This is a genomic window from Paraburkholderia tuberum STM678 (assembly GCF_902833905.1).
Lineage (GTDB): Bacteria > Pseudomonadota > Gammaproteobacteria > Burkholderiales > Burkholderiaceae > Paraburkholderia > Paraburkholderia tuberum.
This window is the reverse complement of record NZ_CADFGP010000051.1, coordinates 32,406-50,218: the sequence shown is the minus strand read 5'-3', so window position 1 is coordinate 50,218 and position 17,813 is coordinate 32,406. Positions and strand designations below refer to the sequence as shown.

Here is a 17,813-nt window from a genome sequence, read left to right as displayed (position 1 = left end):
CTTCCCCTTGCCGGGTGTGCAGAGGACTTTCACCCCCAAGTCATCCGGCTCGCCACCACAGCGGGTCGGACAGCGCCAGTCACGGCGCTACGCGCCATGCCTGGCGCACCAAAAAACAAAACCGCCCTCCAAGGGCGGTTCTGTCATCGCTGCGGCCGGTTGGCGCGCTTCAGCGCTGACGCAGCGGCGACTCAGTGCCAGCCGCGATGTTGGTCGTAGTGACCGCGCGCATAGTCGCCGCGGCCCGCCGGATGGTGGCGATACCAGTCGTCGCGCGCCCAGTAGCGATGGCCGTCCCAGTAACGGTTGCCATGCCAGCCGATCACGATTTGCGGACCGCCGTAGTACACGGGAGCCGGCTGATAGACAACGGGCGGCGGCGGCGGCGGTGCGTAGACCGGCGCCGGTGCGACGTAGACCGGCGCGGGAATGCCGATATTGACCCCGACGTTGAGCCCCGCGGCCATCGCGGCACCCGATGCAGCCAACGTCAACACGCCGAACACAAGCGGAACAATACGAGCGGACTTCATTGATCACCTTTGTAGGAACATGTTTTGTTGGCGGAAATATAACGCAAAGGCAGCAACACGCGTATTTCAACTTTGTAATAACTGATGCTGAAAATCGCCTCGCCGGCGGCGGCGTAATGTCTGGTTACACACGCCAGACGGCGGTGAAAAAGCACCCTCCGCGCGGGCGCGGGCTCGCGGCCTGGCTGACATCCCGAAAACGAACATTTTAAAGTTCGAAAGAACATATCTGTTCGATATTCCTCACCACGGTCATCCGACCACCGCTCGTAGACGGGGCAAAAAAATATTAAATTATCCAGAAAAATCAAGGAATGATGTGGCAACAACTATGGTTTCCACGGATATCCAAGTCGTTTCCAAGTGGTAGGATGACTTCCATTGAAAACCAATAAATGTTCGAATTCGCGCATACTCGAGCACTGCGTCGGAAGCAACCGCTCAATGCGCCACGGAGACTGATTTTGAAAACGATCAAGGGATTGCGCTGGTGGATCATCGCCCTCGTGTGCGTTGGGACGATCGTCAACTATCTGTCGCGCAACGCGCTCGGGGTGATGGCGCCCGAGCTGATGAAACTGCTGCACATGAACACGCGGCAGTACTCGTACGTGGTCGGCGCGTTCCAGGTCGGCTATACGGTGATGCAGCCCGTCTGCGGCCTGATCATCGATCTGATCGGCCTGCGCCTCGGTTTCGCGCTGTTCGCGTGCCTGTGGTCGCTGACCGGCGTGTTCCACGGTTTCGCGGGCAGCTGGTTTTCGCTCGCGGCGCTGCGCGGTTTCATGGGCCTGTCCGAAGCGGTCGCGATTCCGGCCGGCATGAAGGTCGTCGCCGAATGGTTTCCCGATCGCGAGAAATCCGTCGCGGTCGGCTACTTCAATGCGGGCACCTCGCTCGGCTCGCTGCTCGCGCCGCCGCTCGTCGTTTTCCTGTCGCTGCGCTACGGCTGGCAGAGCGCGTTCGCGGTGACCGGCGCGCTCGGCTTCGTGTGGGCCGCCGCATGGTTCGTGCTGTACCGCTCGCCCGCCGAGCACAAGCGCGTGAGCGATGCCGAGCGCGCCGCGATCGTCGAAGGCCAGGCACCGCCCGCCGCGCGCCGCGCGAGCGTGCGTGAAGTGCTGCGCACGCGCCGCTTCTGGGCGATCGCGCAAGCGCGCTTTTTCGCCGAGCCCGCGTGGCAGACGTTCAGCTTCTGGATTCCGCTGTATCTCGCCACGCAGCGTCATATGGATCTGAAGCAGATCGCGATGTTCGCGTGGCTGCCGTTTCTCGCCGCGGACCTGGGCGGTCTGTTCGGCGGCTATCTGTCGCCATTCCTGATGAAGCATTTTCGCGTGCCGCTGATCTGGTCGCGCATCTCGGGCGTCGTGCTCGGCGCGCTGATGATGATCGGGCCGGCATCGATCGGTCTCGTCGCGTCGCCCTACCAGGCCATCGCCCTCTTCTGCGTCGGCGGCTTCGCGCACCAGATGATCTCGGCGCTCGTCAACACGCTCGCCGCCGACGTATTCGATCCGGGCGAAGTCGGCACCGTCGCCGGCTTCGCGGGCATGGCCGCGTGGATCGGCGGCCTCGGCTTCTCCCTGACGGTCGGCGCGCTTGCCGATTCGATCGGCTACACGCCGCTGTTCGGTGCGCTCGGCGCATTCGACATCATCGGCGCGACGCTGCTGATCATCCTGATGCGCGGTGTGCCGCGCCACGGCCGCGCGCGCCGCGCCGAACTGAGCGTCAACACGGCTGCCTGACCTTCCTGGAAGACTCATCATGCGTTCACAGATCAATCTCAAACATCCGCCGCGCTTCGCGCTCGTCCCCCACGCTGGCGACCCGGCGGCCAACCCGGTCGTGCTAAGCGCGCAGCCGAATTGCCGCATCGAGCTGTTCGTGCTCGCCGAGGACATCATCCGCGTGCTCGTGCTGCCGGACGGCGAAACGCGCGGCCCGCGCACATGGGCGATCGCGCCCGGGATCGACGACGTGCCGCTCGAAGGCCGCGAGCGCCGCGACCTGAGCGGCTTCACGCCGCCGCCGTTCACGGTGAACGAAGCAGCCGGTCACATCGAGATCGAAACGGCGCGCGTGCGCGTAAGCGTGGCGCTCGAAGGCGGCGCCTGCGCCTGGGACATCCTGCACGAAGGCACATGGCATCGCGTGATGAGCGATCGCAAGACCCAGGCCTACAACTTCGGCTGGTGGGACTCGCGCGTCTATCACTACGTCGAGCGGCGCCGCGACGAAATGTACGTGGGCCTCGGCGAGCGTGCCGGCTCGCTCGATCGCGCGCAGCAAAGCTACGAGATGCGCAACATCGACGCGATGGGCTACAGCGCGCGCACCACGGACCCGCTGTACAAGCACATCCCGTTCTACGTGACGTGGCAGCCGCAGACGACGACGGGCTTCGGCCTGTTCTACGACACGCTCGCCGATTGCCGCTTCGACATGGGCCGCGAGCTCGACAACTATCACGGCCACTATCGGCACTTCATTGCCGAGCATGGCGATCTCGACTACTACTTCATCGCATCGCCCGGCTCGCCGCTCGACGCGGTGCGCCGCTTCACGTGGCTCACCGGACGTCCCGCGTGGATGCCGAAGTGGGGCCTCGGCTACTCGGGCTCGACGATGAGCTATACCGACGCGCCGGACGCGCAACAGCAGATGGGCAAATTCATCGAGCGTTGCCGCGAACACGACGTGCTGTGCGATTCGTTCCATCTGTCGTCGGGCTATACGTCGATCGGGCCGAAGCGCTACGTGTTCAACTGGAATCACGACAAGTTTCCGGACATCGACGGCTTCGTGCGGAGCTATCTCGATCACGGCGTGCGTCTGTGCGCGAACATCAAGCCGTGTCTGCTACAAGACCACCCAGCGTTCGACGACGTCGCCCACGCCGGCCTGTTGATCGAAGCGCCCGATGGCGATCCCGCATGGGTGCAGTTCTGGGACGAAGTCGGCGCGTACCTCGACTTCACGAATCCCGCGACGATCGACTGGTGGAAAGCTCGCGTGAAGGACGCACTGCTCAAATACGGCATCGCGGCCACCTGGAACGACAACAACGAGTTCGAGATCTGGTCGCCGCAGGCGATCGCGCGCGGCTTCGGCAAGCCCTATCCGGCATACCAGGCGAAGGTGCTGCAGACGCAGCTGATGATGCGCGCGTCGCACGACGCGCAGCGCGAGCACGCGCCTGACAGGCGCCCGTTCCTCGTGTCGCGCTCGGGCGGCGTCGGCATGCATCGCTACGTGCAGACGTGGTCGGGCGACAACTACACGTCGTGGGAAACGCTGCGCTTCAATCTGAAGATGGGTCTCGGGCTCGCGATGTCGGGCGTGTCGAATAGCGGTCACGACATCGGCGGCTTCTCGGGTCCGGCGCCGGAGCCGGAGCTGTTCGCGCGCTGGGTCGCGTTCGGCATCTTCCTGCCGCGCTTTTCGATTCACTCGTGGAACGACGACGGCACCGTCAACGAGCCGTGGATGCATCCCGAAGTCACGCGGCACGTGGCAGACCTGATCAAGCTGCGCTATCGCCTGATCCCTTATCTCTACGAGCTGCTGTGGCAATCGCATAGCGCGTACGAGCCGGTGCTGCGGCCGCTGTTCGCGGAGTTTCCGCACGATCCGCGCTGCCTCGTCGATGGCGACGACATGATGCTCGGCTCGTCGATGCTGGTCGCGCCAGTGGTCGATCCGGGCCAGAGCACGCGCGCCGTGTATCTACCGGCCGGTTCGCGCTGGGTGTCGTACTGGAGCGGCGAAACATTCGACGGCGGCCAGACCGTCACGTTGCCCGCGCCGTTCGAGCGGCCGGTGTTCCTGCTGCGTGAAGGCAGCGTGATTCCGCTCAACATCGCCGAGCAGCATTTTGGCCGCCCCGCCGACGAACGCGCATTCCTCGCGGTGCCGTATGCCGACGCGGGCACCGCGCAAGGCGGCTCGATCGAGGACGACGGCGAGACCGAAGCCTGGCGCAACGGCGAGCAAGGCCGCTGGAACGTCACGCTGACGGGCGACGCAAACACTTTGCGGGTGACGCTCGAGCGTTCGCAATGGATGCCGCGCGTGCAGCCGCAAGTGCGCGTGTTCGTGCCGATGCGCGAAACACGCGCGGTCGTCTGCGCTAACGGCACGCTCGTCACCGATCACACTGCGCACGGCTGGCGCTGCCTGACGATTTCGGTGCCGCACTGAACAACACACCGCACCGGCCTGAGGGATCAGGCCGTCCCATCAGTCTGGAGACATCCCAATCATGAAAATAAACCAGCGCGCGCGCACCCGCGCGTTCGTCCTCTGCTGCCTGCCGTTCGCGGGCACCGCGTTGTCCACCAGCGCATCGGCGCAAAGCAGCGTCACGCTGTATGGCGTCGTCGACAATGCGTTCGCCTATGCCAGCAACCAGAAGGGGCATTCGAATTTCTACATGAGCCAGGGCAACCTGCAGGCGAGCAAGTTCGGCTTCCTCGGCTCGGAAGATCTCGGCGGCGGCACGAAGGCGATCTTCCGGCTCGAGAGCGGCTTCAATTCGCTGACTGGCGCGCAAAGCACCGCGGGCTACCTGTTCAATCGCCAGGCCTATGTCGGCCTCGCGAACGACCGCTACGGCACGGTGACGCTCGGCCGCCAGTACACACCCTACTTCCAGATGGTCGGCGCGCTCGGACCGACCGGCGTGCTGACCGGCGCGACCGGCGCGCACCCCGGCGATCTCGACGCCCTCGACACGACGCTGCGCTTCAATAATTCGGTAACCTACCTATCGCCGACGATCGGGGGCCTGCAGGCAAGCGCGCAGTATGGTCTCGGCGGCGTGCCCGGCAGCGTCGCGAACGGCAGCCTGTTCAGCGCGGCGCTGCGTTATGACTTCCAGCCCGTGTCGCTCGCAGCCGGCTACGTGAAGCTGAAGGACATTTCGACGAGCGCGGCGCTCGGCAGCTTCGCGATCAACTCGCCGGTCAACAACGGTTACGCGAGCGCGCGCAGCGCGCAACTGTTCGCCGCGGCGGGTCGCTATACGTGGCACGATCTGATGGTGGGCCTCAACTACTCGAATGTGCAGTACGCGCCGGGCCACGGCTCGCTGTTCTTCGACAAGGCCGTGTTCAACACGTACGGTGCGATCGCGACGTACCGGATCACGCCGAGCGTGACGGTCGGCGGCGGCTATAGCTTCACCCAGGCAAGCAAGGCGAACGGCATCAGCGATCCGGCGCACTATCATCAGATCTCGCTCGAACAGACCTACAACCTGTCGACGCGCACCACGCTGTACGCGCTCGAGGCCTATCAGCATGCAGGCGGCAAGTCACTGATCTCGTCGGGCAGCGGTGTGACCATCGCCGACGCGGTCGCGGTGGTCGGCGACTCGCAGAACACGACGCCGTCATCGGGTCCGTCTCAGTTCGTCGGCATGGTGGGGTTGCGGCACGCGTTCTAAGCGAGGCGGTCTCGGTCAGCGGCACGACGGGATCAGTCATGCGGACTCCTTGCCTGCCGCGCCGGATCTGGCGCGGTTTTCTGCGGACCAGCGTGGCGGGCTAACGGCGCCATGCATTGATCAGCAGACCTGCCTATTCACGTAGGACGTGGTCACACGCTGGAGGGCGGGAATGCCGCTGACGTCGCTGAAGTAGCGAGCGAGATCAAAATCAAGCCGCGCAAAAACAAAAACCCCGCAGAGCTAGACTCTGCGGGGTTTCGCCACCATTGCTGGCGGAGACGGAGTCCGCCATTTGTTTCTCTACGGTTGTCTACATCTCTCTCCCCTATCCGTCATAACCCCCTGAAAAACAGGCGCTTTCCGCACATACTGCTCTTGTATACTCCACGATCATCTACTAGAATCTACGCAATGGGTGTGGGTAAGAGTGGGGGTAGATGATGGCAACGAAGGGATTGGGAGCGCTGCACAAGCTGTCCGCGGCTGGCGTCAGCAAGCTTAAAGAGCCCGGTTATTTCGGGGACGGTGGCGGCCTGTACCTGCAGGTCTCGCCGAGTCTCTCGAAGAGCTGGATCTTCCGGTTCAAGATTCACGGGAAGTCGAGAGAGATGGGGCTCGGTTCGCTCAATGCGCTGAGCCTTGCTGATGCACGCGAGAAGGCCGCCGATTGCCGTCGCCTGCTCAACGATGGCGTTGACCCGATCGAAGCCCGGAGGTTGAAAAAGGATCAGGAACAGCGCGACGCCGCCCTCAGGGCCGCCACGTCGATGACGTTCGCGGCGTGCGCGAAGGCTTACATCAGTGCCCACTCGCCCGGCTGGAAGAATTCGAAGCATGCCTCTCAGTGGACGAACACCATCGAGACCTACGCCGCGCCCGTGGTCGGCCTGCTGGCCGTTCAGGACGTCGATACGGGGTTCGTGCTGCGCGTGCTTGAGCCGATCTGGAAGGAGAAGCCCGAGACCGCCAGCCGCCTGCGTGGCCGTCTTGAAAACATCCTCGACTGGGCGACCGTGCGCGGGTTCCGCGCCGGCGACAACCCGGCGCGCTGGCGCGGGCATCTGGAAGCGCTCCTGCCGTCGCGCGAGAAGGTACGCGCAGTGCGCCCTATGCCGGCGCTCCCGTTCATTCAGGCCGGCGCATTCATGGCCGAGTTGCGCGCCCGTGAAGGCCTCGCCGCGCTCGCGCTCGAGTTCCAGATCCTGACCGCCGCGCGTTCCGGCGAAGTGCGCGGCGCCAGGTGGGAAGAGTTCGACCTGGAGGCGAAGGTCTGGACGGTGCCGGCCGCGCGCATGAAGATGAAGGTTGAGCACGCGGTGCCACTCTCTACGCGCGCGGCGGCGATCGTCGAGCGGCTGAGCAAGACGAAAACCGGCCCGCTGGTCTTTTCTACAGGCACGAAGCCCCTCTCTGACATGACGCTCGCGTCCGTCATCAAGCGCATGAACGGAGACAGCGAGCCGCCGACGTGGCGCGATCCGAAGCAGCAGAATGCCGCGGTTGTGCCGCACGGGTTCCGCTCGATGTTCCGCGACTGGGCGGCCGAGCGCACGAGCTATGCGAGCGAGGTTGTCGAGATGGCGCTCGCGCACGCGATCGGCAACAAGGTTGAGGCAGCGTATCGGCGCGGCGATCTGTTCGAGAAGCGCCGCCGGCTGATGAACGAATGGGCGAAGTTCTGCGCGACCGTGGCGAACTCGTCGACCGTGGCATCGATCGGATCGGCGCGCGCGGCATAGATTGAAGACCGCAGCCTGACGGTATCAGGTAGCGGCGGCCAGGGTGTTGGCGCACCATGGTCGCCTGACCACAGCATGATCTTCAGAGGAGATCACACCATGGCTAAGAACGATTCTATCGCGTCAGACACCCAAGTCCTGACGCACACGGCTTTTGACCGGCCGCCCGTGCTGAATGCGCGGCGTCGCGGGTCGACACCGCGCGACGTTCCCATGCTCAACCGCGAGCGGAGGCAGCGCGCGCAGAAGTCCCGGCATGAGGCGCAGCGCACGCCCACGCCCGAGGAGCGGATCGCCGAGTACGAGGCGACCATCAATGAGGTGGCGTATGAGGCGGCGTACCACCTTCTGATGGCGATACGGGCTATCAAAAAACTCCCGAGGGTGTGACGGCCGCGCGTGCGGGTAGGCGGCGGGGTAGCAGGTCAACGCGCCCCGCAATCCCACGCAGAACAAGGGACGGCGGCGGAGTGCTTCTCCGCCGCGCAGATCGTCGAGGTGAGAATGACAAGTAAGCACGCGTACGTGACCACGCACCGCGGCGACGTCGCTGCAGCCGCTCGCTGGCTGCTTCATGAGTTCGACCCCGCAGCCTTCGCCGCTGTCTGTCTCATCAATGACACACCAGAGTACCGCGCCGAACTGGCTGCAAACGCCGAGCGCCTCGGCAAGCTCTTTCAGAAGATGGCAAAACGCCAGCGGAGCGGCGACGAGTTCGAGGCGCGCATTCCCCGGGATCTGGCGAGATGGTTTGGCGGGCTCCTGACTCCCATTCGTTGGCACCGTCATAACCTCACCGTGGCGTGCCACGCGGCAGCCAATAGCCGGTCGGGAAGGCCGCGCCCTGACAAAATTCGCGCCTTGCACCGCGTGACGCTGGTAGGCATGGACGAGCGATACGAACGAAGGCTTCGGGCGCGCATCCGGCAAGACCGGGAAGTGGACGAACTGGTCGAACGTCTCGTCGCGAATGGCGGTTCGATCATCGGCGGCGCGTTCTAAGAATCTCCGGAATTCTGACCCGTCTCAAGTACGGACGCGCTCCTTACTCTAGAGCCAAGTAGATGCACCGCATCTGCGTTGACTCTAAGCATGGAGCGCGTCATGCACCCTGTAATCTCCTCACTCGGCACCAATCTCACTGACGATCGCCACCTTCGCCCGAACGCGGCGGCGGAGTATCTCGGCATCGGTCTGAGCACCCTTTTCAAGTACGCGAAGTACGACCCGACCTTCCCGAAGGGCATCAAGCTGTCCACGAAGTGCACGGTGTACAGCATGCGGTCACTTGCCGAGTGGGTGCACTCGAAGCGCGCTGCCTGATCGGAGCGACCGTGAGCGATCCCCTTCAATACGTTGCAGGCGAGCACGCAGCCGCCGCGGTGCTGGCGAACATTGCCACCGACATCGCCGTCCCGAACGAGATCTATCTGACCTTGGCTCGGCTTGAAACCGATTCGGCGCGCGTCGGGTTCTGCCGTCTACTTCAGAAGCATTTAGAACAAGCGGCGGCTGCATGATCGCGTGGAGCCAATACGAACCCGGCCAGCATCGTGCGTCCTGTCCTGAGTGCGGGCGCGGCGAACGCGACAAGACGCTTGGCATAACCATCGAATGGGACGGCAAAGGCGTCGCGCACTGCTTCCGGTGCAATCACGTCGAGACCTTCCGCCCCGAGCAGGGCGTCCATGTCACAGCCTCTGATACGCCTCGCATCCGGGCCACTGCGCCGATCGCGAAGCACGACACCTTGTCGGACTATGGCCGCGACCTGTGGGCCGGCAGCAAGCCCGTCGCCGGCGTCGCGCGCGGCTACCTGACTGAGCGCCGCTGCTGCATCCCGCCGGCCGATGGTGACCTGCGCTGGCATCCTGCACTGAAGCACCCGAGCGGCTATGTCGGGCCGGCACTGATCGGGCTGGTGACCGACGCAATCACTTGCGAGCCGATCAGCCTGCACAGAACGTGGATCAATGCCGACGGCACCAAGGCTGACGTCGATCCGCCGCGGATGCTGCTCGGTGGCCATCGCAAGCAGGGCGGCGTGATCCGTCTGTGGCCCGATGAAGCGGTCGCCTCGGGGCTTGGCATTGCCGAAGGCATCGAAACGGCGCTGAGCCTTGCACATGGATTCGAGCCGGTGTGGTCATGCATCGACGCGGGCAACCTTGCGCAATTCCCGGTGCTGCCGGGTATCGAGAGCCTGACCATTGGCGTCGATAACGACCCTGCCGGCATCGACGCGGCCAATGCATGCGCTGTGCGCTGGGTGCATGCAGACCGCGAGGTGTTCGTGACGCGGCAGGCAGAGAACGACCTTAACGACACGCTGGCGGGTGCGGCATGAGCAGAGACAACAAGGCCACCATCCGCGCGGTCATTGAGCCGTTCGTCAGGCCGGAGCCGTTGCGCGAGGTCGCGACCAACGATGGATATGCCGAGATGGCAGCGGAATACGACGCCTGTGTGAACGGCGAAATCGCCGGTGAACCGGGCGCGGATCGTATTCCGGTGCGGCAATTCGGCTTCACGCGCCTCGGCGAGATGGGCTCCATCCAGCCGACTGACTGGGTGATCAAGCCGATCATCGAGAGAAACAGCATCGTCGACATGTTCGGCGATCCTGAGGTCGGGAAATCCTTCGTGGGGGTCGGCATGGCGTGCTCGGTTGCCACTGGCACGCCATGGCACGGCAAGCACGTGAAACAGCCGGGCGCCGCTTTCTACATCGCGGGCGAAGGCCTGAATAACCTCCACAAGCGCTTCCACGCATGGGGGCTGGACCATGGCGTGGATCTGTCAGCCGCGCCGATTTTCCTCAGCAACCACTCGACGCAGCTCATCTCGCTCGAAGAGGCGGACCGGGTGGCGGACACCATCAAACAGATGGCAGATGCGGCCGGCGTGGCACCAGTGCTGATCGTCATCGACACACTCGCGCGGAACATGGGCGGCGATGAGAACAGCACGGCCGACATGTCGCAGTTCATCAATGCGATCGATGGCGCGCTGAAGCACCGCTTTAACGCCTGTGTGCTCGTGATCCATCACAGCGGCATCGCCGACAAGAACCGCGGGCGAGGTTCAGGCGCTCTCAAGGCAGGCGTCGACGCCGAATACCAGATCACCCGCGACGACGGCGTGATCCGGCTGAAGTGTTTGAAGATGAAGGACGCGGCGCACCCGGAGCCGATGGCGTTCTCTACCCGGGTTATCGATCTCGGCGTGGTCGACGAGGACGGTGATCCGGTGACTAGCCTTGTGCTGCAGTCCGAGGAATGCGAACAGCCTCGCGAGGCTCCCAAGTACCCGCGCGGAGACACACAAAAGCTCGTTTTTGAGGCCATCAAACAGAGGCTGATTGTGTCCACCGATTTCGGCAAAGGACACAGCCCGGTTGGCCGTCCCTGTGTCTCCGTTGAGGATGCGATCGAAGCCGGCGCGGGCGCTCTGACGTGCGAGGCAAAAAGGCGCAAAACCCTTGCCAGACGGGCGATTGATGGAATGCTCGCCAGTGGTATTTACGCCAAATCTGGCGAGTGGTTGTGGGTGAAATGATGCAGCGGACACAGCGGACACAACCGGACACAAAGCACGGATTGTGTCTCGGGACACAGGACACAGCGGACACACCTCTCTATAGAGAGGTGTCCAGTGTGTCCACCCTGTGTCTGTGCCCGCGTACTTCACTGAGCAGGGTTATGCCGGGCAAGGTTGGGACACTGCCGGGGCACGAAAGGGGCAATTACCCATGTGTTTCGATAGCGCAAGCCAATCGTGGGAAATGTTGCACGTTCTGCGCGCGCGAGGGGAAAGCAATGGGCCTGAAGGAACAGCGGCTGGAGGCATGGCGGCGCTTCATCCGGGCCGTGCATGCGGGCAAGCGCGGCGACTACGGTCCTGCTGTCTCGCTGGTGGAAGCGGTACGGGCGAAGCACGGCGATGCGGCGGCCGAGTCACAGCGGCGCGAACTGTGGCGTGTGATGAACGCGGGTCAACAGAGCAAGGGGGAAGCGAAATGAACGATCGGCCAGATGAGATGACGGCGTTCGACCACGAGATGAATCTCGTGTCGAGCTTCGCCGTCGAGGCACGACAGGCGGGCTATCGGTTCGATCCGGACGCGATGCTGCTAGGCATCGTTGACGAGCTGGCGCAGAACGCCCACCTGTTGCCGGCATCGACGTGCGCGGTGTTGCGTAACGCGGCGGCCAGGGCGCTGATGGCCCGGATGGAGCGGCAGGAATGAACGTCAGGCGGAGTCAGCGTCCGCATGGATGCCCTGTCTGGCAACGCATTCGCAGGACCGTGATGTCACAACCCACACCGCTACCCACACTCAGGCCGCGAAGGGAACCACGATGAGCATCGACGCATTGATAGCCGGGAAGCTTTTCAAGACAGCCGAGGAGCGCCGCTCGGGCGCCGGCAAGGTCTTCGTGACCGCGAAGGTGCGCGCTGCCATGGGCGACGGCGAATCGATCTTCGTGAACGTGATCGCGTTCAGCGACTCCGCGAAGGCCGCGCTGCTGGCACTGGATGACGGCGAAGCCGTGGCGCTGGCCGGCAGCCTGACGCCGAAAGTATGGACCGACCGTGACGGCAACGCGAAGCCAGCGCTCGACATGGTGGCGGCGCAGGTGCTCACGACCTACCACGTGCAGCGCAAGCGCAAGGCGGTGAGCAAGGAAGCAGGTAGTGAGCAGCGCAAGCCGGCAGCAAGCGCCCTCGATTTCGACGACGACCTTTAAACCACGAGGAAACGAATGATGGAACAGATCAACCCGATCGAAGACCTGACGCACGATGGCGCCAGCGATAGTCAGTATTCCCAGGTCTTGGAGCCGCTCGCGACGTCGGAGGCATCCACCCCTCACCCGGAGTCCGCCGAGTCCGCCACGGGCGAATTTGACCCGCTCCCGGACGTGCAGGACGGCGACGATCCCGAACTGAGCAACTGGCGCGCGTCGGTGGAGGCATACGTCGCGACTCAGACGCAGCCGTTCACCGTCGATGACGTGCTCGAACATGGCCTGCACTTCACGCCCGGCGGATGGGACCGCAGCGAGCAGATGCGCGTCGCAGCGATCCTGCGCGAGCTGGGCTTTGACCGACAGCAGCGCCGCATCGAGGGCGTGCGTGCCCAGTACTGGTCCAGCCCGACGATGGGACAACCGCATCAGGAAGTAGCGGCAGCCGTGTTCGATGAGCAGCATGTCGAGCCAGCAGAAGCCATGCAGCCGACGCCCGCACCCGAGCAGGACGGCTCGATCATCGGTGACGCAGTGGACGACGACACGGCCGCACCGTCGGCACCTGTCGAGCCCGCACAACCCACCGAGCCGGCCGAGAGCGCCAGCACCCGTTACGCGCGGCTGTCGGCACGCCAGACCGACATTAAGCGCAAGCTCGCCGACGCGCAGCGTGTGTTGCACTTTGCACAGGACGCACGCAAGCAGACCGCGCTCGCTGCTGTGGAGGGCGGCTTCAAGGCCGAGGCTGCCTACTACGAGGCCGTCGAGAAGCATACGCAGGCAAGCGCTCACGTTGAGCAGCTTACGGCGGCACTGGCGCAGGTCAGTGCAGACCTCCAGCGCGCGAGCGTGTATGCCGAGGCGGAACGTCGCGTCCTGCAATGCCAGGCAGTGCGCGATGCGGCGCGTCGGGTCGAAGCGTATGGGCCGAAGATCGAGGGGTTGCTCACCGACCTTGGCAAGGCGGTCTCTGGCTACCTGCACGACGTCAACGTCGTCTACCGGAAAGCATGGCCTGTCATGACCGGGCAGCACGAGGTTGCCACGCCGTGGACAGAACCGGTGTCGTGCGCGCTGATGGGTCACTTCCTGCGCTCCGCCGGCCTCGATCCCGAGTTCTTCACCGACCTGTCGTCGCACGGCCTGAACGGATTGTTGAGGTACGAGACGCCCTCGCAGGTCGTGGACATGCAGCTCGGAAACATCGTCGAAAGGCTCGCCGATAACTACCTGGAGTTGATCGAGGTGCGCGAAGTCGAACCCGAGACGGCTGAACTCCAAACCGGGGATACATGGGCCGAGGTTACGCGCGGACATGAACTCGTGCCGCCGGGCATTTTCCCCACTCAATCCACCGATGCTGACTGAAAGGAAAAATCATGATCTTAGATGCAAGTCTGTTCTTTGATTCGGCCGCTGCTATCACGAGCACGATCCCTTCGACCAACACGCTGGACCTGTGGACCTTCCGCGACCTCGGTGTTGACGGCGGCAAGTACGCCGTTCCCAAGCTCATGTGCCTCGTCACGACGGCCTTCACGACGTTTAACGGCGCCACGTTGCAGGCCAGCTTCCAGGGTTCGACCGATAACAGCGCCTGGACCACATATGCATCGTCGGCTGCTGTGCCTGCGGCGGCGCTCGTCGCTGGTGTGCGTCCCTTCGATCTTGGCCTGCCGCGGCCGCCTACTGGCGTCGCGATCCCCCGTTACCTGCGTCTGCTCTACACGGTCGGCACTGGCGTGTTCAACACTGGCGCCCTGACCTCGACGCTGGTAATCGGACGTGAAGACCAGGTTATGAACGGCGCTTTCCAATCCGGCTACCGGGCCGGCATCACGGTCAACAATTAACCCACGAGGAAACGAATCATGACTGACAAAACTCTCGCCCAAGCCCTTTATCCCACCGTCGGCATGCAGCCGGACGGAAAGAAGATCGAGCCCGCTACGGTGGGCATTTCGCCGAAGCTGGCCAACAGCATCGGCAATGGCGAGTGGACCCCATGGGACGCTGCGCCGCCCGAGCTCGATCAGGTCTTTTGGAACGAGACGCCTGCAGCGTCGACGGCCGACTACAACGCGGCCTTTGACCTGAAGGGCTATTCGTTCGAGCGCCCGCACGAGATCGACCATGCGAAGAAGGCCCTGCATGCGATGCAGCTCGGCACCACGGCAGCCCGCGCCGCGGTGGCCCTCTACAAGCGCTCGATAAAGAACGGACGCGTGCCGTTCACCAGCGACGAAGCGAAAGCCAGGATGCTGGAAGCGTGGGGCGATAAGACGGACGAGCGGATCGCCGAGGTGAAGGCATACATCAAGGACGCGAAGAAGAGCTATCCGAACATCAGCGCGTGGCTGGGCGAGTCGGGCCTGGGCAACGACCCGGACTTCATCAAGTTCGTGCACCGCGCTGCCCAGCGCAAGAAGGATCGCGGCCATGGCTGAGTTCAAGCTCACGCAGAAGCAGGAGGCCTTCTGCTGTGCGTACATCGAGACCGGCAACGCGAGCGACGCGTACAGGCGTTCCTATGACGCCTCGCAGGCGATGCCGTCGACCGTGAACCGCAGGGCCAAGGAATTGATGGACGACCCGAAGATCGCCGCGCGGCTCAGGGAGTTGCGCCAGCCCGCGATCGATAACGCGCAGTTCACGTTCGAGTCGCACCTCGCGAAGCTGGCCGAGTTGCGTGACGCTGCGCAGCGGAAGGGCAACTTCAGTGCCGCCATTCAGGCAGAAGCGCTGCGGGGCAAGGCGGCCGGATTCTATGTCGAGCGGGTGGAAGTCGAGCAGAAACTGACGCTGGCCGACCTCATCGAGCAAGTGACGCAGAGCCGGTTGGACGACCTGCCGCGAATGCTGGAAAGCGATGATCCGAACGAGCGTAAGCGCGCCGAGGTATTGCAGGAGCAGGAGCGGCGTCGCGCGCTTGTGCAACGGAGCAGCGCGGACCGTCTCTCCGCCCCTGGGCCTTCACCTGCAAGCGTTGCCGAGATGCATTGAGCGCCTACCCCGACCCTTACCCACACATTCGAGGCTCCCATGCCATCCATCCCACTACCGACAGAACAGTCCGCTTTCTCGCAGGGCTCGCTCCCGTACGAGAACGTCCCGGCGGCCACGCCCGAGGCCTTCGGCGCCATGACCGCGCGCGCTGCGCAGGGCATCGGGCAATCGCTGGAGAACGCCGGCAACGAGACGATGCAGACCACGTTGGCCAAGCAGCAATTCACCAACGAGGCGTCGGCAATGTCCGCTGCCAACCAGTTTCAGCAGACCGCCGACGACCTGATGAACGGCAACGCCGACAAGGGCATCCCCGGGTACAAGACCCTGCGCGGGAAAGACGCGATGGACCAGCAGGGCGCCTATCAGGGCAAGCTGCAGGATGCGTACAGCGAAGCGCGCGACTCGCTCAACCCCGCGGCGCAGCGTGTCTTTGACGGCTATGCACACTGGGGCTTGCGCGGCGCGATGGGAAGCCTGGGTGACCACGCCGCGCAGCAGACGACGAACTACAACTACACGGAGGCGCGTGGGGCCGTTGATCTGGGGGTGAAGACCGCGCTGAACAATGCCGATATTCCCGACGCGTGGAACAGTGGTCTTGCACAGATCCAGGAAGCCAGCCTGCGCTCCTCGAAGATCATGGGACTCGATGGTGACGCAGCGGAACAGCAGCGCCAGAAAGACCTGTCCGGTGCATACGAAGCGCGTACGCGACAGCTCGAACAGAGCAATCCGATTGCTGCCCAGAAGTTCTATGAGGACAACATCGGGATGTTTTCGCCCGAGATCCGGTACTCCATCGAGCGCGAACTCCACCAGACGACGACCGCGCAGTACGTGGCTACCGATGGTCAGACGGCCTACGCCAACGCAACGGGGCGCACGCCTGCCGGGCCTGTCCCGCAGAACTTCAACGCCGACACGGTGAAGCCCTATAGCCAGCAGCAGGTCGACGGCATCGTGTCGCTGGTGAAGAAGCCCTCGCAGTATGACGACATCATCAACCAGACGGCGCAGAAGTACGGCATCAGCCCGACAGAGATCAAGCTGCGTCTTGCGGCTGAATCCGGCTTCAATCCGAACGCGGTGAGCTCTCAGGGTGCGAAAGGTATTGCCCAGCTCACCGACGCAACGGCCAAGACACTTGGCGTCGATCCGATGAACCCGGCGCAGGCGATCGACGGTCTGGGCCGGCTGGTCGTGCAGGCCAACTCTGCCGCTGGTGGTGACAGGTCCAAGGTCGATCGCTTCTACTATGGCGGCTCGACCACGGCGACAGGTCCGAACACGGATCAATACACTGCCAACCTCGGCGCCGTGCGCAATTCCCTGTACGGTCCCAATGCGGGCGCACCGCTGACTGCCGACGTTCTGGAGGGTAAGCGGGCTGATGTTGAAGCACAGGCACGCGCGCAGGCCGAGCAGCGCCGGCCTGGTGACCCGGTCTATGCCGATCAGGTAGTTGCCGAGGCCGACAAGAACTGGGCCCGGCAGGTTCAGGACATCCGTGGTTGGGATTACTCGAACATGACGACGGTGCAGGACGCCGTCATCAAAAGTGGCTTCCAGTCGACCAGCGAACTGCCGCCGGAACTGCAGGCGACCTATGCACACCTCACGCCGCAGAACCAGCTGAGCGTCAACAAGCTGTATAGCGAGAACACGCGCAAGGCCAACGGCGAGTACACGGCCAGCGACCCGAAAGTCTTCAATGACACGCAGCGCCGCATCAACCTGCCGATTGGCGATCCGGAGCGCATCAGCGACCCGTCGCAGATCACGCCGCTGATCTCGCAGGGGCTGAACTACACGGACAGTCAGCACCTCATCACCGAAATGAAGGAACTGAACTCGCCGGAAAATAACGCGTTCATGAAACAGGTCAACGGCGTGAAGCAGACCGCGCAAAAAATGCTCAACGGTTCCGTGAACAGCATTGGACAGATGGGGGCGGCGCCGGAGGCGGCCTACCGTTTCGGCTTCGCTCTTGATCAGCAGATCGCCACGTACCGCAAGGCCGGCAAAGATCCGCAGTCCCTGTTCGATCCATCCTCGCCTGACTACGCGCTCAAGCCATCGCGCGTGATGGCATTCATGCCGACTGAAGCGCAGATCGTGGCCGATCAGGCGAAGGGTCTGCAGACTCAGCCGACCGGCACCACGCCGAACCCGTTCACGCCGAATGCGCCTGCACCGTCGACAGGGCGACCGGGCGGCGTGCAGTTGACGCCGACGGCCAGCGCACGTTTGCGCAGACCCGGAGAGACGCCCGCGCAGTACCTTGCGCGCCAGAGCTATCAGCCTGCGCCGTGATAGGCCAACA

The 17,813-nt window shown here is 63.8% G+C and carries 19 protein-coding genes; 18 read left to right on the top strand and 1 reads right to left on the bottom strand.

The annotated features are described in order from the left end of the window. Positions 1-191 precede the first annotated feature (191 nt). Positions 192-533 (bottom strand): hypothetical protein, encoded by a 342-nt coding sequence (locus HWY30_RS31920; protein ID WP_090800653.1) that lies wholly within the window; start codon positions 531-533, stop codon positions 192-194. A gap of 464 nt (positions 534-997) precedes the next feature. On the opposite strand from HWY30_RS31920, the gene HWY30_RS31915 reads away from it, so the two are divergent. From HWY30_RS31915 to HWY30_RS31830, 18 genes are all read left to right on the top strand, one after another. Next, positions 998-2,284: an MFS transporter gene (locus HWY30_RS31915; RefSeq protein ID WP_090805357.1), complete on the top strand. Its 1,287-nt coding sequence runs from the start codon at positions 998-1,000 to the stop codon at positions 2,282-2,284. Between the two features lie 19 nt (positions 2,285-2,303). After that, positions 2,304-4,739 carry a glycoside hydrolase family 31 protein gene (locus HWY30_RS31910; RefSeq protein ID WP_090800655.1) on the top strand — a complete coding sequence of 812 codons (2,436 nt, stop codon included), beginning with the start codon at positions 2,304-2,306 and terminating at the stop codon, positions 4,737-4,739. Between the two features lie 61 nt (positions 4,740-4,800). Beyond that, positions 4,801-5,985: a porin gene (locus tag HWY30_RS31905; RefSeq protein ID WP_090800656.1), complete on the top strand. Its 1,185-nt coding sequence runs from the start codon at positions 4,801-4,803 to the stop codon at positions 5,983-5,985. A 440-nt stretch (positions 5,986-6,425) separates the two neighbouring features. Further along, on the top strand, positions 6,426-7,727 hold the full coding sequence (locus HWY30_RS31900) for a tyrosine-type recombinase/integrase (protein WP_090800658.1): 1,302 nt from the start codon (positions 6,426-6,428) through the stop codon (positions 7,725-7,727). Between the two features lie 99 nt (positions 7,728-7,826). Beyond that, positions 7,827-8,117 carry a hypothetical protein gene (locus HWY30_RS31895; RefSeq protein ID WP_090800659.1) on the top strand — a complete coding sequence of 97 codons (291 nt, stop codon included), beginning with the start codon at positions 7,827-7,829 and terminating at the stop codon, positions 8,115-8,117. Between the two features lie 114 nt (positions 8,118-8,231). After that, entirely contained in the window at positions 8,232-8,729 is a 498-nt protein-coding gene (locus HWY30_RS31890) for a hypothetical protein (RefSeq protein ID WP_143037103.1), read from the top strand. Positions 8,730-8,831: 102 nt separating this feature from the next. Next, on the top strand, positions 8,832-9,050 hold the full coding sequence (locus HWY30_RS31885) for a helix-turn-helix transcriptional regulator (protein WP_167368593.1): 219 nt from the start codon (positions 8,832-8,834) through the stop codon (positions 9,048-9,050). 11 nt (positions 9,051-9,061) lie between these two features. Continuing rightward, entirely contained in the window at positions 9,062-9,247 is a 186-nt protein-coding gene (locus HWY30_RS31880) for a hypothetical protein (protein WP_143037104.1), read from the top strand. Then, a complete protein-coding gene (locus HWY30_RS31875) occupies positions 9,244-10,074 on the top strand; it encodes a DUF7146 domain-containing protein (protein WP_090800665.1) in 831 nt (276 codons plus the stop codon). Before HWY30_RS31880 ends, HWY30_RS31875 begins: the two co-directional genes overlap by 4 nt. After that, entirely contained in the window at positions 10,071-11,285 is a 1,215-nt protein-coding gene (locus HWY30_RS31870) for an AAA family ATPase (protein ID WP_090800667.1), read from the top strand. The genes HWY30_RS31875 and HWY30_RS31870 overlap by 4 nt, the downstream gene beginning before the upstream one ends. A gap of 260 nt (positions 11,286-11,545) precedes the next feature. Next, positions 11,546-11,749 carry a hypothetical protein gene (locus HWY30_RS31865; protein WP_090800668.1) on the top strand — a complete coding sequence of 68 codons (204 nt, stop codon included), beginning with the start codon at positions 11,546-11,548 and terminating at the stop codon, positions 11,747-11,749. Further along, a complete protein-coding gene (locus HWY30_RS31860; RefSeq protein ID WP_090800670.1) occupies positions 11,746-11,976 on the top strand; it encodes a hypothetical protein in 231 nt (76 codons plus the stop codon). Before HWY30_RS31865 ends, HWY30_RS31860 begins: the two co-directional genes overlap by 4 nt. Positions 11,977-12,088: 112 nt before the next feature. Continuing rightward, positions 12,089-12,478: a single-stranded DNA-binding protein gene (locus HWY30_RS31855; protein WP_090800671.1), complete on the top strand. Its 390-nt coding sequence runs from the start codon at positions 12,089-12,091 to the stop codon at positions 12,476-12,478. A gap of 18 nt (positions 12,479-12,496) precedes the next feature. Then, entirely contained in the window at positions 12,497-13,849 is a 1,353-nt protein-coding gene (locus HWY30_RS31850) for a hypothetical protein (RefSeq protein ID WP_143037105.1), read from the top strand. 11 nt (positions 13,850-13,860) lie between these two features. Continuing rightward, entirely contained in the window at positions 13,861-14,334 is a 474-nt protein-coding gene (locus HWY30_RS31845; RefSeq protein ID WP_090800674.1) for a Bbp16 family capsid cement protein, read from the top strand. An 18-nt stretch (positions 14,335-14,352) separates the two neighbouring features. After that, positions 14,353-14,928, top strand: a complete 576-nt coding sequence (locus HWY30_RS31840) for a hypothetical protein (RefSeq protein ID WP_143037106.1) — start codon at positions 14,353-14,355, stop codon at positions 14,926-14,928. After that, positions 14,921-15,484 (top strand): terminase small subunit, encoded by a 564-nt coding sequence (locus HWY30_RS31835; protein WP_090800677.1) that lies wholly within the window; start codon positions 14,921-14,923, stop codon positions 15,482-15,484. Before HWY30_RS31840 ends, HWY30_RS31835 begins: the two co-directional genes overlap by 8 nt. Positions 15,485-15,523: 39 nt before the next feature. Next, positions 15,524-17,803, top strand: a complete 2,280-nt coding sequence (locus HWY30_RS31830; protein WP_208524344.1) for a transglycosylase SLT domain-containing protein — start codon at positions 15,524-15,526, stop codon at positions 17,801-17,803. Positions 17,804-17,813 lie beyond the last annotated feature (10 nt).